Genomic DNA, 16,671 nt, shown 5'->3' with positions numbered 1-16,671 from the left:
CCGCCCTCAACGAAGGAAGGGCACAGCCCGAGCGGAGTAGGGCGGGGCAAGTTCACGAAGCATGTTCTCATTGCGAGGTCTTATCTGACTGTCGACCATTGTATATATATGGCAATTGAAAATGGAGACACGGTCGAGATAGAGTATGTAGGAGAGCTTCAAGACGGAGAAGTATTTGATACATCGCGGAAAGAGGTTGCCGAAGAAGCAGGGATCGCTCAAGCAGATAGGGAATATGAGCCGCTGACTGTTAATGTCGGAGAAGGTCAATTGATCGAAGGATTTGAAAATGCCCTGTACGATCTTGAGCCAGGTGTAACTGAGACAGTCACAATTCCACCAGAGAAAGCATATGGAGAATGGTCAGAAGAGAATGTGCGGGAATACGGTCGTGATGATTTTGAGCAGATGATTGGAAGTAAAACGCCGGAGGAGGGTGCATACCTCCGAACACAGAATGGAGGACGGGCACAGATAGCGTCTGTCGAAGAAGATGTTGTTCATGTTGATTTCAATCACGAGTTAGCCGGCGAAACCCTGATGTTTGAAATTGAAGTGCTCTCTGTTGAATAACTGTTTTGGTAATACGATTTTGATATTCAGTTCAGAACGCGCAACAAGTCCTCTCAATGTGTAACTACATATTGGTAGTGAATAACATGCTTGCATTTCCAATACCTGATAAGTCAAGCAACCTCCAAAGACAAGCCATCGTTACCGATTTGATTGTTCTGTGAATAAATCAAGGTTAATACTGTTTAATTAGAATTTTCGTATCTTGAGTCATCTGAAGTGATAGTCTTTTCATCACCGTCGGGACTAATGAGGTCGATCGAGTGATAAGTGTGTCGCGCATGCGTGACTGCCCACCGTTTTGCTGGTCGCTTCGATAGAAATTGTTCACCGGCGGGACAGTTTTCACAGTCAGCAATCCACGGCGAGATGTCATCGGGTAAGTGTCCAGTGTGTCGTTCATGATCAAGTGCAAATTGCTCGACAGCACGGTTTCCAGCCTGTAATTCATCTAACTCATACGTAAGTTCCCACTCTCGACCACAACGAGTACATGAAACGACCGGAACATTTTCAAAATCATCTGATTGTTTATTGTCACCAGACATGTCTGTCATAACAGGTGCGATATACTTGAACTATAGGTAGAACGCTTCAGGATTCAAAAACAGATACAGATTCAATAAAAGAGAAGCAACAGAATAGTTGTTATGCGCTAGTTTTCTGATGTGCGATGATATATAGTTGTAATTGTGGATCCGGAAAGGGCGTTACATCATGCCGCCCATACCGCCTCCCATGCCTCCGCCCATGCCGCCCATGCCAGCACCGCCTGGGCCGCCTGGACCACCAGGCATCTCATCGTCATCGTCGTCGCCGGTTTGGCCACCAGCGAGCTCACCAGCAGCAATCACATCATCAATGCGGAGGATCATAACAGCTGCTTCGGTAGCTGATTCGATTGCTTGTGTCTTGACACGAAGTGGCTCAACAACGCCGTCATCAGCCATATTGATAACCTCACCAGAGTACGCATCAAGACCAGCGGCACTCTCACCAGCATCGTGCTGGCTTCGGAGCTCAACAATAGAGTCGATTGGGTCGTGACCTGCATTCTCAGCAAGAGTTCGTGGGATTACGTCGAGTGCCTCAGCGAAGGTTTCGACAGCAATCTGTTCACGACCGCCAACAGAGTCTGCGAAGTTGGCAAGTTCTTGGGCAACCTCAATTTCTGGAGCACCGCCACCGGGCAGAACTTTGCCATCTTCGAGTGTGACACGAACAACGCCCATTGCGTCTTCAATTGCACGTTCGACCTCATCAACAACGTGCTCGGTTCCTCCACGAAGGATAAGGGTGACAGACTTTGCTTTGTCAACATCTTCGACGAAAAGACGCTGGTCGCCAGCAATGTCTTTCTGAGTAACAGATCCAGCGTATCCAAGGTCGTCTTCGGTGACGTCATCTACGTTAGACACAACACGGGCGCCGGTTGCGCGAGCAATACGATCCGCGTCGCTTGATTTGACACGGCGAGCGGCGAGGATGCCTTCCTGAGCTAGGAAGTGCTGTGCCATGTCATCGATTCCATCTTGAGCAAAGACGACATCAGCACCGATATCGACAAGATGATCAACCATTTCGCGAAGTTGCTCTTCTTCTCGGTCAAGGAATTCCTGAAGTTGATCTGGATCAGTAACGTTGACCTCAGCGTCGATTTCAGTTTCAGGGACTTCAATACCGTCGTCGAGAACAGCAACGTTAGCATCTTCAGCGAAGTAAGGCATGTCATCGTGGACACGTTCTTTATCTACGATGACTCCCTCAACAAGTTCAGACTCTTGGATAGAACCGCCAACAACGTTCTCAACTTTGACGTTGTCAGTGTCGATGCCTTCTTCATCCGCAACGCTCTGAACAGCACGGACAACAAGTTCGGAAAGGGTGTCACGAGCACTTTCAGCACCCTTGCCAGTCATCGCGGTTGCTGCAATTGAACTAAGAAGTTCATCATCGTCTTGATCTACATCAATTGCAATGTCCTCAAGCGCTTCTTTTGCTCGCGCGGCAGCACGCCGATAACCTTGCGCAAGCGTTGTTGCGTGAATGTCCTGATCAAGTTGATCTTCAGCTTTCTTGAGGAGTTCACCGGCGATAACAACAGAGGTTGTCGTCCCATCACCTACTTCGGTTTCTTGTGTTTCGGCGACCTCGACGATCATATTTGCTGCTGGATGCTCAATCTCCATTTCCTGAAGAATTGTAACACCATCGTTGGTAACAACGACATTGCCTGTCGAATCGACAAGCATTTTGTCCATTCCTTTTGGACCAAGTGTCGTTCGTACTGACTCACTTACGGCTTCTCCAGCCGAAATATTCATTGAGTGTGCATCATCACCGGAGGTACGCTGGCTATCATCAGAAAGAACAATAAGAGGTTGATTACCCATCTGCTGTGACATAGTCGATATGATAATTGTTTGTCCTTCTATAAAAGGATTTTGTTCATGGAGGCAGATTCGGTAGAAGGCACTCAAAAGCTAAAAAGATAACAGGTGTACAGTTAGGGTTTATTAGCCAGAATATACCGAGTAGCAATGAAAACTAGTATTCCATTCCAAAGCGTTTGTGGCGAAGTTGTGGGGTAACTTGGATACGATCAATTGGCTGTCCAGTACGATACCACACAAATGCAGCCCGGGTAAATAATTCTCGACATTCAATACGGACTTCACGGGGAACGCCTTCAGTCTCTTCGTGAATATCTTTGATAGCGGCTTTAGTGAAAAGCTGCTGGGATTGCCCCTCATATGACTCGCCACGGAAATACGCAAGTGATCTGGCGACATATTCATCGACATCAGTAGGAGAAAATGGCTCAATACCCTCATAGTAGCGGAGACGAGAATTAAGCGTGTTGCGGAGGTCGCCAACTCGCTCTTTTCCTTCGAGCGTTCCCATCAAAAAAAGTCGGATTCCCGAATCTCCGGCAACCTGAATGGGAGACAAAAGCTCTTCAGGAAGAACCTCGATTTCATCAATAAGCAGGTACAGGAGTGCATCATCTTCAAGGACTTTCTCCGCGATTTCTTCGACAGCTCGCCGGGCTTCCTCAGTTGCCCATGGGATTCCATCTCGGGTTTGCCAGTAGTCATCGGTGTTAAGTTCGTATCCGGCGTCGAAGGCAGCACGAAGTATTGTCTGATATAATTGACGCGGGGTAGTTTCACTTGCGTTTCGGACAGCAGTGATTATAAAGTCATCATGTGTACTCAGATCGCGTAGTACAATCTCCCGAAAAGAGCTTTTACCTGTGCCATATGGACTAACAAGACCGATATGTTGTCCTTGTAGAAGCCAACTTGTGATCTGATTTAACATCTCTTGGTCGTGGCGAACATACAGCGGCTCTGGCATCTTGTCTTTAGTTGCTTCTTCAGTAAATGGGAGATCAGTAACATCAGAGACATCACCACCAAGAGCATTTCCAAACTCAATGAGACGCTTCTCAACCTCCTCGATTTGATCGACAAGGATACCCTCCTCTGTGTCAACCGTTCTGTCTTCTGCGTCCGACCGAACCTCCTCAAGCCGCTCAACGATGTCGTTGATTTTCATTTCGTCTTGGCCGGAAGGGTGATCTGTATCGTTCGCCACGGGACTTATTTACAATCAAGTAGGCATTAGCATTAGCTTTTATGACCGAACGCCGACATTGACGGGATCAAATAGGAGAGAGTGGCGAAGATCAGGAACTACCAGGAAATCGATGATAGTCGAGTTCGTTTCGCTTAATTTCGTTATGTCGCTCCTCAAGGAACGAATACACGGCACCATGAGGTGCGCCGTCAAGAAGCATCTCAGCAGCATCACGAACAGCTTGTACCTGCTCTGGCTGTCCAATCATACCGAGCGTTGAGCCATAGATGACTACACTTGCGCCAGTAAGTTCTTCCATGAGTTCTCTTGTCCGACCGTCTTCACCGATAAGGCGCCCTTTCTTCCGTCGAAGATCGTTTTTGTTCCGGGCTACGGCATCAATATCAAGTAGATCAAACATCATCATCTCGTCATCAAGAAGTGAGAGCGCTTCTTCTGGCGCAAAGCCACGGCCGATGGCGCGAACAATATCAGGGCCTTTGAGTGTTCGGACAGGATCGGCATCAGCTTGTTCGTCGATACTGACTGCCCCATTCTCAGAATCAACATTGAGCCGAATTCCAGCTTGCTCTTCAATCTCTCGGAGGGTTTCTCCACCCTCTCCAATCAGCACACCGATACGATCCTGCGGAATCTTCACGTGTTGCATATATACGTATTAATCGGCCAAATCGTATAACTCTTACAGAAAACAAAAGCAAATAATTACCACAGTAGATCAAGACCGGTGCATGAAATTACCAAGATTGTTTATAAAGTTGGAAGTATTCTTGAATACGCTTCTGCGAAGGAGGGTCAGTCATAAAGCAAACAAGAATAGTTACAACTGCTTGTGAGACGAACAACGGAATAAACGGCATGAACCCGAACGTCAGCCACTGTGGAAGGATGCCAACCTCAAACAGTAACAATCCAATAAATCCCCAAGTGAGCCCAACCCAAGCCGCAATACTTGTTGCTCGTCTCCAGTAGAGACTCACAACGAGAGGAAAGAAAAGAAGTGCGTATCCTGAAAAGGCAAACTCAGCAATACCTACGATAGTATTTGGTTGAATGAGAGCAAGGATATACGTAATACCAAGAATAAGAGCTATTGAAACACGGGTTGCCCAAACTTCACGTTGATCAGAAATAGAAGTATATTCACGAAATACGTCTTGAGATAGCATCGTGCTAATGGACAGAGTCTGAGCGTCGAGACTTGACATAATTGCTGCCAGAATACCAGCAAGTGCAAGCCCAATTAAGATAGGTGGTGTAAACTCAAGCACGAGAAGGGGTAGTATGTTATCGATTTCTGGGCCGGTAAGTCCTTCAATTTGTCCAGCACCCCAGAATCCAATCAGGACAGCAGGAGTCCATGTCAAAAGCAATCCTATTGGATACAAAACAAGTAGACGCCGGATCGTTGCCTCATTGAGTGCAACCATCAACCGACGGAACATATGCGGGTACATTATCGCATTAATTGAGATCATCAGAGCAAAGCTGAACCACATTCGTGCTGAAAACTGAGGCGGACCATCACGTGTGAGATGCTCTGGAGCAGCAGAAGCAGTTGCTTCTGTTGCAGCTCGAAATCCGCCAAGCTGGGTTCCAAGAATAACCAATAACCCCCAGAGAAAGACAATAAATATGAGTCCCTGAAACACATTTGTCCATCCAGTAGCGCGCATACCACCAACAAGGAGATAAACAAATACAACAGCAAGTGGGAGGAAAGCTCCGAACCAATATGGGACAGTTCCGTCAGTAAGGACATCAAACGCAATACCACTGCCAATGGCTGCTAACAATAGATATGGAATTGTCCAAAACGTCATCAGTGACATAATAAAAACACCAAGAGGCCGTGAGTCAAGCCGATGAGCAAATAGTTGGCCGGGGGTTAGGTGGCCAAATTTCTGTCCAGCAAGCCAGAATCGATATCCAACAGTAGCAAGCAAAAGGGGCAAGATCAGCGTCGATAGGCCAATAATATATCCATATGCACCAATACCAGCCTCATATGCTAACCCAGGGGCACCGAGGAGGACAAAAGAGGTCATATTCGTTGCCAGTAGTGCAAAAAGCAGTACAATTGTTCCAAACGATCGGGATGCCATGAGAAAATCCTCGCGTGTTCCTGTTGTTTTGCGTCTGGCATACTCGCCAATCCCAATGACAAATGCGAGATAAAGTACTGTCGTGACAAGAACAATTATCGTCGTTTGATCAAGATTCATCATCTTTTGTCACCGTATTTGCGGCAGATATCTGCTGGTCAGATTCACGGTTAAATACTGGCCACTGGTGATACAGCAAGAGAAGAAACAGGACGTGGAGTAAGCTTATAATAAAATGGTATCCGAAATTGACTGGGAGCCATCCAAATATCAGAGAGGCAGATGAGTGCAAGCCGAATATTTCGTCCATGTGTAATATGACAAGCAGAATAGTAACCAAGAGCAGAGCTCCCTGAAAATCAAGTGAAGGTACCCAAAAGGCACTAGTATCCCAACCTGTGAGCCCGTTATCCGTGTCCGAAGAGGGGTCGCCTGACATCGAAATCACAACTTGTTTACTAGAAATAAATAAGCTGGCATAGAGAAGTGTTAAGCTTCTGTCGGTGGATTTTGGTATGGTAGTGATTCATATGAACATTGCTATTGGATGATTCCGGTGATCAGGGATATGGATCGGCATGTTCCCGAAGGTATGAAACAAGCTCATTCCCAGTAACAGAATATCCTTGTCGAGAGAAGAAAGAGGCAATGTTCTCACAATCGCGTTTTAGAAATTCTTCAGCATTCGGATGGTGAATTGTAACGGCTTGACCTACATCAATTACGACGATTTGTCCACGGTGAAAAAGAAGATTATACTCCGACAAGTCACCATGGACAAGGCCAGCATCATAGAGGCGACGGATATACTCCCGAACGACTTCATATGCTGTTTGGGGATTCTCAACATTTACTTCGTCCAGTCGTTTAGCCCGAGAGGTGCCTTTTCCAATAAATTCCATCGCAAGGACATTCCGTTCAACTGCAAGCGGTTGCGGAACTCGGACACCTGCTTTGCGTGCACGCTTAAGATTTGCAAATTCTTTGCGTGTCCAAGCAAGCACAATACGTTTTTTATCGCCAAGCTCCTCAAATCGAGGATCACCAACAAGATAATCACGCATGTCAGTAAAGTCAGATGCTGAAATCCGGTAGATCTTCACAGCGATTTCTGTATCATCTGTCTCAAGTTCTTCTTGTGCGTGCTTACCGGCACGAGCAGTGTAAACATTTGCTTCCTTCCCTGTTGAGACTGGACCGCCAAAAGCATCGATAATGCCACCTTGGACAAGTCGATAGAGCGCAGCAAAGGTTGCTTCATCAAAAACAGACTCAGCTACCTTAAACTGATCAGCATCCTTGATACGCTTACGGAATTCGTTAAATTCACGATCCCGTTTTCGTGCAATCTGATCAGCTTCGGTATCCGAAACATCAATTTCTTCCCACTCGTCACCAGGTTCTTCTGCCTGTGACTGGTCTAAAAGTCCGTAGCCATCTTCCATCTAATATACACTGTGCGTCGGGTCCGGAAAAGTACCATGGTCTGATACCTCTTGACGGACATCTTAGCAGTTCATAGTTTCCTCATGTGAACACTGTCAAAACAGCGGATAGTCCCGGGAAGATTCGAACTTCCGTCGCGAGCCCCAGAAGCTCGCAGGATTGGCCACTACCCCACGGGACTGCATTTCATCATAAAGCTATACAAATATATATGCGTGTCGTAATCCGACGCACGCAGTACCATATGATTCTTTGATTTTTTAAACTACCTGGTCGGTCGGTAATTCTATGGCATACAAGTTACAGAGGCATTGGAATGGTAGTTGAGTCAATGAAAGAGTAATCAGCATATATTTCCGGCCGCCTGTTACATGTCTATATATGTACATTGGTCGTTTCATCATCGTTGGTCCAGACACAGCTGCATACCGAGTGTCTTCCCGTTCATTTCCAAACCGTAAAATCGTGAAGCGCGATGAAACGCTCACTGTCGTGCCAACCGAAGACGCATCTGAAACAGACAATCCATATATAGAGTACAACTGTGTACGGCATAGTGAAGATTCATCAGCAATTGTTCTGGGCAATGGATCCCACGTTGATCCAATCGTTGAGAAGATTGATCTTGGATATCCTGCGCGAGATGCACTTGCTGAGGCTCTCCTTGCTCTCGATTATGAGAAGGATTCGTACAACACGCCTCGGATTGCTGGCGTGTTACATGGATCTGGAGCAATGATTGGCATCGTTCGGGACGATGCATTAATTGTTGAGCCAGTCAAAGAGCCGATGCTTGTCGCAACGTACGAACGGGATAAGCCAGCGTCATTTGATTTTGATGCTAACTCCGCTTCTGAAGCAGCAACAGAGGCCTATGAACTATCATTTGAGCATGCTGTCTGTGCCGCTGGAATTGAACGTACAGATAGTGGATTTACTACGGCCGTGTGTAATAATCCGTAAAGGACCAGTTGAGCGGATTAGAATTTGAATAGCAGGATTAAGTCTGTGAAATGAGTAATTGATCAACACGTGAAGAGAGATTAGATGCTGCAGAGGCCCCTCCAAGAATCGCTCCAGTGAATCCACCTCCTGGATTGGTCCAAGCAGACCCAAATTCTAACCCATCAACAGGAGAGTCAAATTCTCGGGAAAATGTAGACTGGTCTGGATACTGCGCAAACCCATACGTAGTCCCACTTGGATTGCGAGTATAATTTTCGATTGTCAATGGAGTTGCCAGCTCACTGTATAGAATAGCATCATCAATCTCAGGGATGACTTCTGTAAGACGACGGATAAGGATATCAGTCACATGATCTTTCTTACGCTGATATTCAGTATCAGAAAGCCCTGTCCAGTTGTGGTATGAATCGATAAAGGCAACAGATCCAACAGAGCGGTTATCAGGAGCAAGGTTAGCATCAACTTGGCTGTAGTCTGTAAAATTAAGTGGACGATCAGCGTAGCTTCCAGTCATCAAATCTGCAAACTGGCCGTAAGAAGAGATATTGCTGGTTATTTTTGTTGAATACTGTGAATGACCAAGCACATCAAGAGCAGGCTCAAATATGAGATATAGCGTCGAAAGACTAGGGGCAAGGTCAAATCCAGCAATTTGGCTTGACAATTTCGATGCATATGGGTCAGAAAGTAAGTTGGAAGCAACATTTGGAATGGCAGTATTGGCGATGACGGCATCAGTGTCTGTAGTCATTGGATTTTTGTGTTGAGTTGAATTAATATGCCTAACAGCAGATACTGATCCTGCATCTACAAGGATATCAACGGCTCGTCGGTTGTACTCAATAGACCCAGCTGTCGACTGAATAACATCAACAAGATGGTCAGACAATGATTGTGATCCTCCGCGAATGTAGTAGCTACCACCCTGAATAAAACTCCCCTGTGCCGCCGCAAAGAACGGAAACGATAGCTCATATGGATCGTCATGATAATACCCAAGATTCGCAGTAAGCGCGAGTTTACATGCGTCACTATCAATAAATTTGTCAAGTACCTCACCAACAGTTGACCGATAATATCGAAGAACTGTCCGAAGGCGAACGGGGCTGAGAATATAGTCAGATAAGGCGGGGGACACAACGAGTGGCCACTGTGTCATTTGCTGTCGAGCAGTGAGTACAGTATTTACGAATTTTCGAATGCCATGGGCTTCATCTGGGAAAGTATCGGTAAGCGCTTTGACGTACCTTTCCTTACCATGAGGAAGGACAATATCGATATCGCGTGTAGAGTCAACAAAGCGGTAAAAAGAGTCCGTTTGAAGAAAATCTATATTTCGAAAGACATCGAGTGCTTGGAAGATTTTCTTTTTTGGATCATGAGGATCTAGCCCGTCAATTTCATGAAGAGTTGCTTCAATTGTAACACCGTGGCGCATAAATGTTGAAGCACAACCCCCAGGACGGTCGTGGGCCTCAAGAACGTGTACTTGATGTCCTGCCTTAGATAAGAGTGCGCCAGCAGTAAGACCGCCAAGTCCAGCTCCAATAACAGTACAGTGCACAAATAGAGGCAGGCCAGCCATCAATAAAAAGGCTAAACTGAAACGTGACGAACAGAAAGGGAAGTCTTCAATAGACTACAGTGTATTGTTATCTTATGGCACGAATTGAAGGGATAATTAAAGAGCAGTATACTGATCAGGAAATTACAGAGAATATTAACTCCTTACAGGAAGCGGAGATTATCGAATCCGCCGACACAGATGATCTCGTGACGGTAGCCAAGGCGTTCTATCTTAGGGGTCTAGTCCATGGGCATGCAGAGGAGACAAAAGTTAGGAAGGTGCGTGAAGACTTTGGGTATACAGATTAGCAACACAGACTACGCTGGTGCTCAAAAAGAATAATAACGGACAGTCAAGAGGTCGCTCAGAAAAGTTGAATTCGAAACTTTCAATTATAGTCACAGAGTATCTTACCATGTACGCAGGAGGCTGGGTTCGTGGTCTAGGTCGGTTATGACACCTCCTTGACATGGAGGAGGCCGGCGGTTCAAATCCGCCCGAACCCACTACTTCTTTGGTTTTTATGTTGGTAGATAGGTACTTGTCAGGGGACTGCAGCATAGTTTGCGTGGGTTATACTAAGAGACACAGCTACCAAGCCAAAGATTTCAACCTATAAAAAGAATACTGTAGTTATCAGATAAGATCAGATATTCTGAAGGCAGGTGTGGACCACCGCCAGAATAGGTATTAAATCACTCGGTTTATGCTGATTATACATGAATTAGAAATAGCCGAAATACAGCCGTATAAGGGTCAAAATAGCAGATTAAACTTATAGAATGGTTTAGAAAGGCCCATAACGGTACACAGATTAGCCGAGAACATGGTAAAACGGAGATCAGTGCTCATTGGTGCCGGTGCGGTTGCTGGAAGTGCATCACTAGCAGGTTGTGGTTTCTTGGATGATGTAGAGATCGAAGAGTTTGGATTTGTGAAAGAAGATGGGGAATTGCCAGACGGAACACCTGATTATACAGTTGACGCAGAGAGCCAGATGTATGCTTATGTTCAGATTAGCGGACACTCTGGTGGAGTTCCTGTATTCATGATAATAGACGCAGTGAGAGAAGGTGAAAATGAAGATGAAGAGGAATTCGAAGAAGAATGGCAAATGATTAGACGACCATTTACTACGCCTGACGATGGGGGCACACTGGACAGTATTACAGGACTGCCTGATCTAGAACTTTGGGAGCCAATCCGACCACGTCCTGGGTTTTCAGAGGGAGAATATACGTCATTTTTAGGGATTGATCACGATGTGGACTTTGAAGGAGAACCAGACATCATTAACGAAGAAGCCCAATTCAATATTGTCGAGAATAATTTCGATGAAGAGTTACAGATTCTAGATACAAGGGTTGCTGAAGAAATAGTCTTGCCCGAGTTCCGCGAACACGGAGACGATGACGTACCGACGTTCGGATCTGGGGACGAAGTAGAAGTACAGTTTGCGTACACTTTCTTCGAAATAGACGAAGATGAGGATAAAGACGTAGACTTTGAGATTACAATTGAAGACAACGATGGAAATACTGTCTTATCAGACGAAGAGATAGACAGTGAAGAGTCCTCGGTTGAAGAGTTTAGTAGTAATCCGTCGGGAGAGTTAGTTGACGTGCTATCAGATGTAGACCTTGGTAAATTTGACGGGGAAGCAGGGGAGTATACAGTACAAGTTGAGTTGCAAGATAACATTGCGGACGAGGAAGTGTCTACAGAGATTCCATTTGAAATTGAATAAAGCGAAAACGTACCTGTTACTGATGGAATATTTCTAGCTAGAGTGGAGGGATGTAACTGTCCCAACACCTTTTGACTGCCCTTCCCTGAACACAAATCTTTGGCCCTCCTCAACCACATATGGTCTAAATTTAAATCGGAGAGTTGCAGTACCAGTATCTCCCGGGAGAAGATGTCCATCATCGGGATAAATCGCACTAGCTTCACTAATCGTTTCAAGATGTACGACGGGTTCGTATCCAGAGTCAATCTTAGTCGGATGGTTTAGTACCATAACATCAGCTTCGAATTCACGAACAGGTTGCGGATCAGCATCGCGAGGAAGAAGAACCATGCCACGTTCGATTTCTTCCTCTCTAATTCCTTTGAGAGCAATCCCTACAATCCGACCTGCTTTAGCGCGATCAACGCGGTGGTAGTGCATCTCGATTGATCGAACTTCGACCTCTTTAAACGATCCGTCCGAAAAGGGACCGACAAGTAATTTATCGCCTGCCTCAACTTCACCCCGTTTGATAGTTCCTGAGGCAACTGCGCCAACGCCGGTGACAGAATATGTACGATCAATATACATCCGAAACTCGCCTGTTTCATCGGTAGTTTTTGGGAGTTGGCGGAAGAGTGAATCGAGGGTATCAATTCCATCCATTGTAACTGCACTTGTTCGGACAATTGGGACAACAGACGAGTCAATTTCATTGATAGCTGCTTGGATGCCATGTCGCCTAATTAACAGCGGAGTGCGATCCGCGTCTCGAAGTAGCCGTTCGATAGAGCGTTCTACCTCTGCTAACCGAGATTCATCGACAAGGTCAGTTTTCGTGATAGCAACGATGGTTGGTAGTTCAGTAGCAAGCAGTACGCCAAGGTGTTCACGCGTTGTTCGAGTTGGCCCATCATCGGCAGCAACCGTTAGGAGGCCGTAATCAAGCTTTTGACCGACAAGACCTCGGATTGTCGTTCGAAGCCATGGTTCATGTCCGACTGTATCAACAAACGACACAAGTCGGTCTGCAGCCTCAACGACCTGTGCCCGATCGCTTTTTCGAGTTGGATCGTTCATACGAATTGGACCATCGTCATCAAATCCATATACGCCGTAGGATAAATCTGCAGATAGCCCCCGTTCAACTTCGTGCGGCCGAACATCAAGGTACGAGCGAGTTCCACCTTCTCCATCGTCCGGTTGGCCTGTAACAAGTGAGCCAACTAATGTCGATTTACCATGATCAACATGGCCAGCGGTGCCAACGACGATATGTTTGTCATCGCCGTCAAACACAGATCCCTCTTTTAGCTGAGCTACACCTACAATGCCGTCTTCTACACCCCATGTTTGAACATCGTCAATATAAACATCAGCTTCGTCTGCCAAAAGAGAGAGAACATCCATTGTTTCTGAGAACGTCTCCGGGGACACGCCTGCAATTCCTCCATCATCAGTTACACCGAGAACATATGTCGCCTGTCCATCACCAGAAAGGACACGGTGGCGTAGCTGTGCAGCAAGACTGGCGCGTCGCCCATCTTGGAGGTGGGTATCCCGCGTTAGTCGCTCTTTAAACTCGACATTGCCACCTTCTTCTTCCCCACGATCAATTGCATCTTCGAGTACGGCCCTATTCGGGCTCATCAGTACGACAGTTATTCTCCCACATGCATAACGGTCCCGATTTGTGCCTACTTTTGCCGTCGATAAGACCCCAATTTGCCGTTACTTTCAACACGCTGGCACGGTCATCATAGATTGTGAGTATCACGGGTCTCTGTGAAATCTGTCAGTCCGCAACAGCGACAGATCGGTGCCAGCGCTGTGGGAGTATTGTTTGCAGAGACCACTATGATCAAAAAACAGGTTACTGTATGGAGTGCGCACGTGACTTAGGACAGGGCGAAAACCAGTCGGATATACATCGATTTTAGTTTGGCGCCTGTGCAGACTGATCGGCTTCGGATCCGGCAACTGCATCATCAAGACCATTTTCTTCTGCGACAGAAGCAACATCTTCTGCCATCTTAAGATCATCTGCTTCAACTGGGTCTCGGGATGGTTCTTCTTCTCGCTCAGTTACCGTCTCTTCCGTTCCAGTGACATCAACAAAGAGGTCACCAAGGTCATTCTTATCGGTCATATCTGTGTTGAAGTTTTCTATAAACAAAAAGTTTTCTTTGTTTTTCAAAACAATACGTTGTAAACAAGTTACCATGGTATATGTTATTATTAGTTGTAACTACTCCTGATACGACAACATAAGAAAGGAAAAGACAGGCTGTTATGGGGGAAAATCAGAAAGTATCTCAGGACAAGAGATTCGTTTTACCGATATTGATTAAGATTCTGTTTTAATGACCGGGCAGCACTGGCTACAGCATCAGGAAACGCTTGTTCTCCATATTCCTCCCACGCAAAAATTATTCCACGAGTCGAATTAACCAGTCCAACTTCATGTGCAGGGCCATAGGTAGCGGCCGCTTTCATGTCGCCGCCTTGTGCCCCAACTCCCGGAACAAGAAATGGAAGATCAGGCACACGTTCTCGAATCATTTCCAATTCATCTGGAGCGGTTGCGCCAACAACGAGTCCAACGTTGTCATTATTATTCCACGATGCAGCGAGATCCGCAGTAAGTTCGAATACCCGGCGACCATCGGTTAGCTCTTGTTCTTGGATATCTGCACCCCCAGAGTTTGACGTTCGACAGAGAATAAAAACGCCAGAGTTGCGATTTGAGAGGAATGGCTGAAGGGAATCTCTTCCCATATACGGATTGACTGTGATTGCGTCTGCGTCTTCAAGCAGATTCGCGTATTGGCGAGCAGTGTTTCCGATATCAGCACGCTTAGCGTCAACAATCACAGGAACATTTTTTCCTTGAGCATATGCGATAGTCTCTTTAAGTGCTTTCCACCCGTCAGAATCTTCGTAAAATGCCGCATTCGGCTTATATGCTGCTGCATACTCATGCGTCGCGTCAATGACTTGTCGGTTAAAAGCCCACCGAGGGAGATCATGATCAAGCACTGAATTAGGGAGGCGAGATTGATCAGGGTCTAAACCAATACAAACAATGCTGTTAGTCGCTTCAATACGACGTTCAAGCCGATCAAAGAAGTTCATATTACGTGTGGACTCTTTCAAAATATAAATTCCGTTCTTTGATTCAGCGGACTAAAATCATGGTATACACTCCATACTTTTCGGCTTCTTCCCGGAGCTTTAGCTAGAGGCCTTCGTTCCAAGTCCTACAAGATTGTATTGAAGTATCTCCGTCTACTTTCTCCGTCAACGACCTCGGGGTCAATCTCCGAGGCACTCTGCCTGTTTTCTCTGTAGATCATAGCCCTTAGAGAATGAAATTAAGCAAAGACAGAGACATTGAGAGTTTGTTCCCGAGGAGATTATTCAGGTGAGGAATCCGATGACGAACCACCTGACAGAACATCAGTATCAGGAAGTGTGAGCACGTTTTCTCGGCCGACTCGGACAGTTTCAATTTCTCCTTGGTCTCGGAGATTCCCAACAACCTTACTTGTCTTTGCATCTGTCCAGTCAAATTCTTCAATTATTTTTTGTTGTTTCATTCTGCCGTCGTGTTGCTCTAAAAGCTGTATTACTTTTTCCTCGTTGCTGAGGAGCGACCAGTCAGGTTCATCATCTTGTTCCGTGGACTCAGTAGTGGATACAGGGGTAGACTCTGTAGAGGAACTAGCTTCAGATAACTCTTCTCGGCGGTATAATATCCAACCGACGATTGCCAAGATGACAATCAGAATCGGAATGAGTAGAGCAGTGGACAGAAGGCTATCTTCGCTAAGAACAACTTGTGGTTGATTTTCTTCGGCAATGAACTCAGTCTCATCTCCGTACCAGACAATGCCATTCTCAAGTTCTTCATCAGCGTCGGGATTAATTAATTCAAGACTATATTGCTCCGGCCACTGTACTAGCATTCGCATCTCGTCATCTAAGATGAATCCGGTAATTGCATCGCCTGCTCTAATTTCACCATTATCCGCTGCTGCAAACCCGTTCCATTGGTATGTATACTCAACGACACCAATATCGCGAAGCACATCATCTTCGACGCTAGTCGAAATCGCAAATTGTGTTGCGCTCATATCGCGATTGGTTTCTTCGCTGGCAAGAGCAACGGTATTATTTATTCTGTCTTGGAATGGATTCAAATAGTCATTAGGATTTTCTTCGATGTCGGCTGACAAGTTGTCAAACGCGTCTTGGTCTACATCATCATCCAGCTCATATCGGTATGCGATTGTCCATGTAGCAGACCCATCCTCGTGTAAATCAATGTTGACATGAATAGAGTCGGCATCATCTATCTCTTCTTCTGCTGCCTGTACAGAAAATGATGATAACTCATTAGCTGTTACAGACGGAGGGAAGAACAGCAATCCAGCAAAAAGCACAATAAACAGGCATAGAATGAGAGAGGTGCGTGCATTCATGGGTAGAGATTTACGTCGGGTAAGAACTATGCGTAGTATTACTGAATCCAAGTACATAAGCCCATAGAAAATATTTGACACCCTTCCACGGCTAAAGACCGTTGAATTCCTCGGTGGGTGATTCAGGCCGGGGCCGAATCTGAGGCAAGGTTCTCACGCTCACGCGTGGTACTCCGGTTCGTGGGCTCCTCTTTGATT

General features: G+C 46.0%; 15 protein-coding genes and 2 tRNA genes. 5 read left to right on the top strand and 12 right to left on the bottom strand.

Annotated elements, in window-relative coordinates; translation table 11 throughout:
- Nucleotides 1–108: 108 nt before the first annotated feature.
- Nucleotides 109–573: an FKBP-type peptidyl-prolyl cis-trans isomerase gene (locus tag K0C01_RS06165; protein WP_221171139.1), complete on the top strand. Its 465-nt coding sequence runs from the start codon at nt 109–111 to the stop codon at nt 571–573.
- A 185-nt stretch (nt 574–758) separates the two neighbouring features.
- On the opposite strand, the gene K0C01_RS06160 is transcribed toward K0C01_RS06165, so the two are convergent.
- The 7 genes from K0C01_RS06160 to K0C01_RS06130 all read right to left on the bottom strand — a co-directional run bounded on the left by K0C01_RS06160 (nt 759) and on the right by K0C01_RS06130 (nt 7,908).
- Complete coding sequence (locus K0C01_RS06160; protein ID WP_397541151.1) at nt 759–1,130, bottom strand: DUF8062 family protein; 372 nt, start codon at nt 1,128–1,130, stop codon at nt 759–761.
- Nucleotides 1,131–1,283: 153 nt separating this feature from the next.
- Nucleotides 1,284–2,966 carry a thermosome subunit alpha gene (gene thsA, locus K0C01_RS06155; RefSeq protein ID WP_221171137.1) on the bottom strand — a complete coding sequence of 561 codons (1,683 nt, stop codon included), beginning with the start codon at nt 2,964–2,966 and terminating at the stop codon, nt 1,284–1,286.
- Nucleotides 2,967–3,120: 154 nt separating this feature from the next.
- Entirely contained in the window at nt 3,121–4,134 is a 1,014-nt protein-coding gene (locus K0C01_RS06150) for an AAA family ATPase (protein WP_397541156.1), read from the bottom strand.
- A 130-nt stretch (nt 4,135–4,264) separates the two neighbouring features.
- Complete coding sequence (locus tag K0C01_RS06145; RefSeq protein ID WP_221171135.1) at nt 4,265–4,825, bottom strand: KH domain-containing protein; 561 nt, start codon at nt 4,823–4,825, stop codon at nt 4,265–4,267.
- 88 nt (nt 4,826–4,913) lie between these two features.
- The gene (locus K0C01_RS06140) at nt 4,914–6,404 is read right to left on the bottom strand and encodes a sodium:solute symporter family protein (RefSeq protein WP_221171134.1); all 1,491 of its coding nucleotides are present in this window, start codon (nt 6,402–6,404) and stop codon (nt 4,914–4,916) included.
- A gap of 437 nt (nt 6,405–6,841) precedes the next feature.
- On the bottom strand, nt 6,842–7,726 hold the full coding sequence (gene rio1 / locus K0C01_RS06135) for a serine/threonine-protein kinase Rio1 (protein ID WP_221171133.1): 885 nt from the start codon (nt 7,724–7,726) through the stop codon (nt 6,842–6,844).
- Nucleotides 7,727–7,835: 109 nt separating this feature from the next.
- Nucleotides 7,836–7,908 (bottom strand) — tRNA-Gln (locus tag K0C01_RS06130).
- A gap of 200 nt (nt 7,909–8,108) precedes the next feature.
- Here K0C01_RS06130 and K0C01_RS06125 point away from each other — a divergent pair.
- Nucleotides 8,109–8,690 carry an IMP cyclohydrolase gene (locus tag K0C01_RS06125; protein WP_221171132.1) on the top strand — a complete coding sequence of 194 codons (582 nt, stop codon included), beginning with the start codon at nt 8,109–8,111 and terminating at the stop codon, nt 8,688–8,690.
- 37 nt (nt 8,691–8,727) lie between these two features.
- Here the strand turns inward: K0C01_RS06125 and K0C01_RS06120 are convergent, their stop codons facing one another.
- Nucleotides 8,728–10,278: a phytoene desaturase family protein gene (locus K0C01_RS06120; protein WP_221171131.1), complete on the bottom strand. Its 1,551-nt coding sequence runs from the start codon at nt 10,276–10,278 to the stop codon at nt 8,728–8,730.
- Nucleotides 10,279–10,352: 74 nt separating this feature from the next.
- On the opposite strand from K0C01_RS06120, the gene K0C01_RS06115 reads away from it, so the two are divergent.
- From K0C01_RS06115 to K0C01_RS06105, 3 genes are all read left to right on the top strand, one after another.
- Nucleotides 10,353–10,568: a hypothetical protein gene (locus tag K0C01_RS06115; protein ID WP_221171130.1), complete on the top strand. Its 216-nt coding sequence runs from the start codon at nt 10,353–10,355 to the stop codon at nt 10,566–10,568.
- 123 nt (nt 10,569–10,691) lie between these two features.
- A tRNA-Val gene (locus K0C01_RS06110) sits at nt 10,692–10,766 on the top strand.
- A 320-nt stretch (nt 10,767–11,086) separates the two neighbouring features.
- Entirely contained in the window at nt 11,087–12,007 is a 921-nt protein-coding gene (locus K0C01_RS06105) for a hypothetical protein (protein WP_221171129.1), read from the top strand.
- A 33-nt stretch (nt 12,008–12,040) separates the two neighbouring features.
- On the opposite strand, the gene K0C01_RS06100 is transcribed toward K0C01_RS06105, so the two are convergent.
- The 4 genes from K0C01_RS06100 to K0C01_RS06085 all read right to left on the bottom strand — a co-directional run bounded on the left by K0C01_RS06100 (nt 12,041) and on the right by K0C01_RS06085 (nt 16,473).
- Nucleotides 12,041–13,639 (bottom strand): GTPBP1 family GTP-binding protein, encoded by a 1,599-nt coding sequence (locus K0C01_RS06100; RefSeq protein WP_221171128.1) that lies wholly within the window; start codon nt 13,637–13,639, stop codon nt 12,041–12,043.
- A 286-nt stretch (nt 13,640–13,925) separates the two neighbouring features.
- Nucleotides 13,926–14,138: a hypothetical protein gene (locus K0C01_RS06095; protein WP_221171127.1), complete on the bottom strand. Its 213-nt coding sequence runs from the start codon at nt 14,136–14,138 to the stop codon at nt 13,926–13,928.
- Nucleotides 14,139–14,323: 185 nt separating this feature from the next.
- A complete protein-coding gene (gene pyrF / locus K0C01_RS06090; RefSeq protein ID WP_221171126.1) occupies nt 14,324–15,124 on the bottom strand; it encodes an orotidine-5'-phosphate decarboxylase in 801 nt (266 codons plus the stop codon).
- Between the two features lie 281 nt (nt 15,125–15,405).
- A complete protein-coding gene (locus tag K0C01_RS06085) occupies nt 15,406–16,473 on the bottom strand; it encodes a helix-turn-helix transcriptional regulator (protein ID WP_221171125.1) in 1,068 nt (355 codons plus the stop codon).
- Nucleotides 16,474–16,671 lie beyond the last annotated feature (198 nt).

The organism is Salinarchaeum sp. IM2453 (assembly GCF_019693215.1).
In the GTDB taxonomy this organism is placed as follows: domain Archaea; phylum Halobacteriota; class Halobacteria; order Halobacteriales; family Salinarchaeaceae; genus IM2453.
This window is presented reverse-complemented; position numbering and strand designations above follow the sequence as displayed.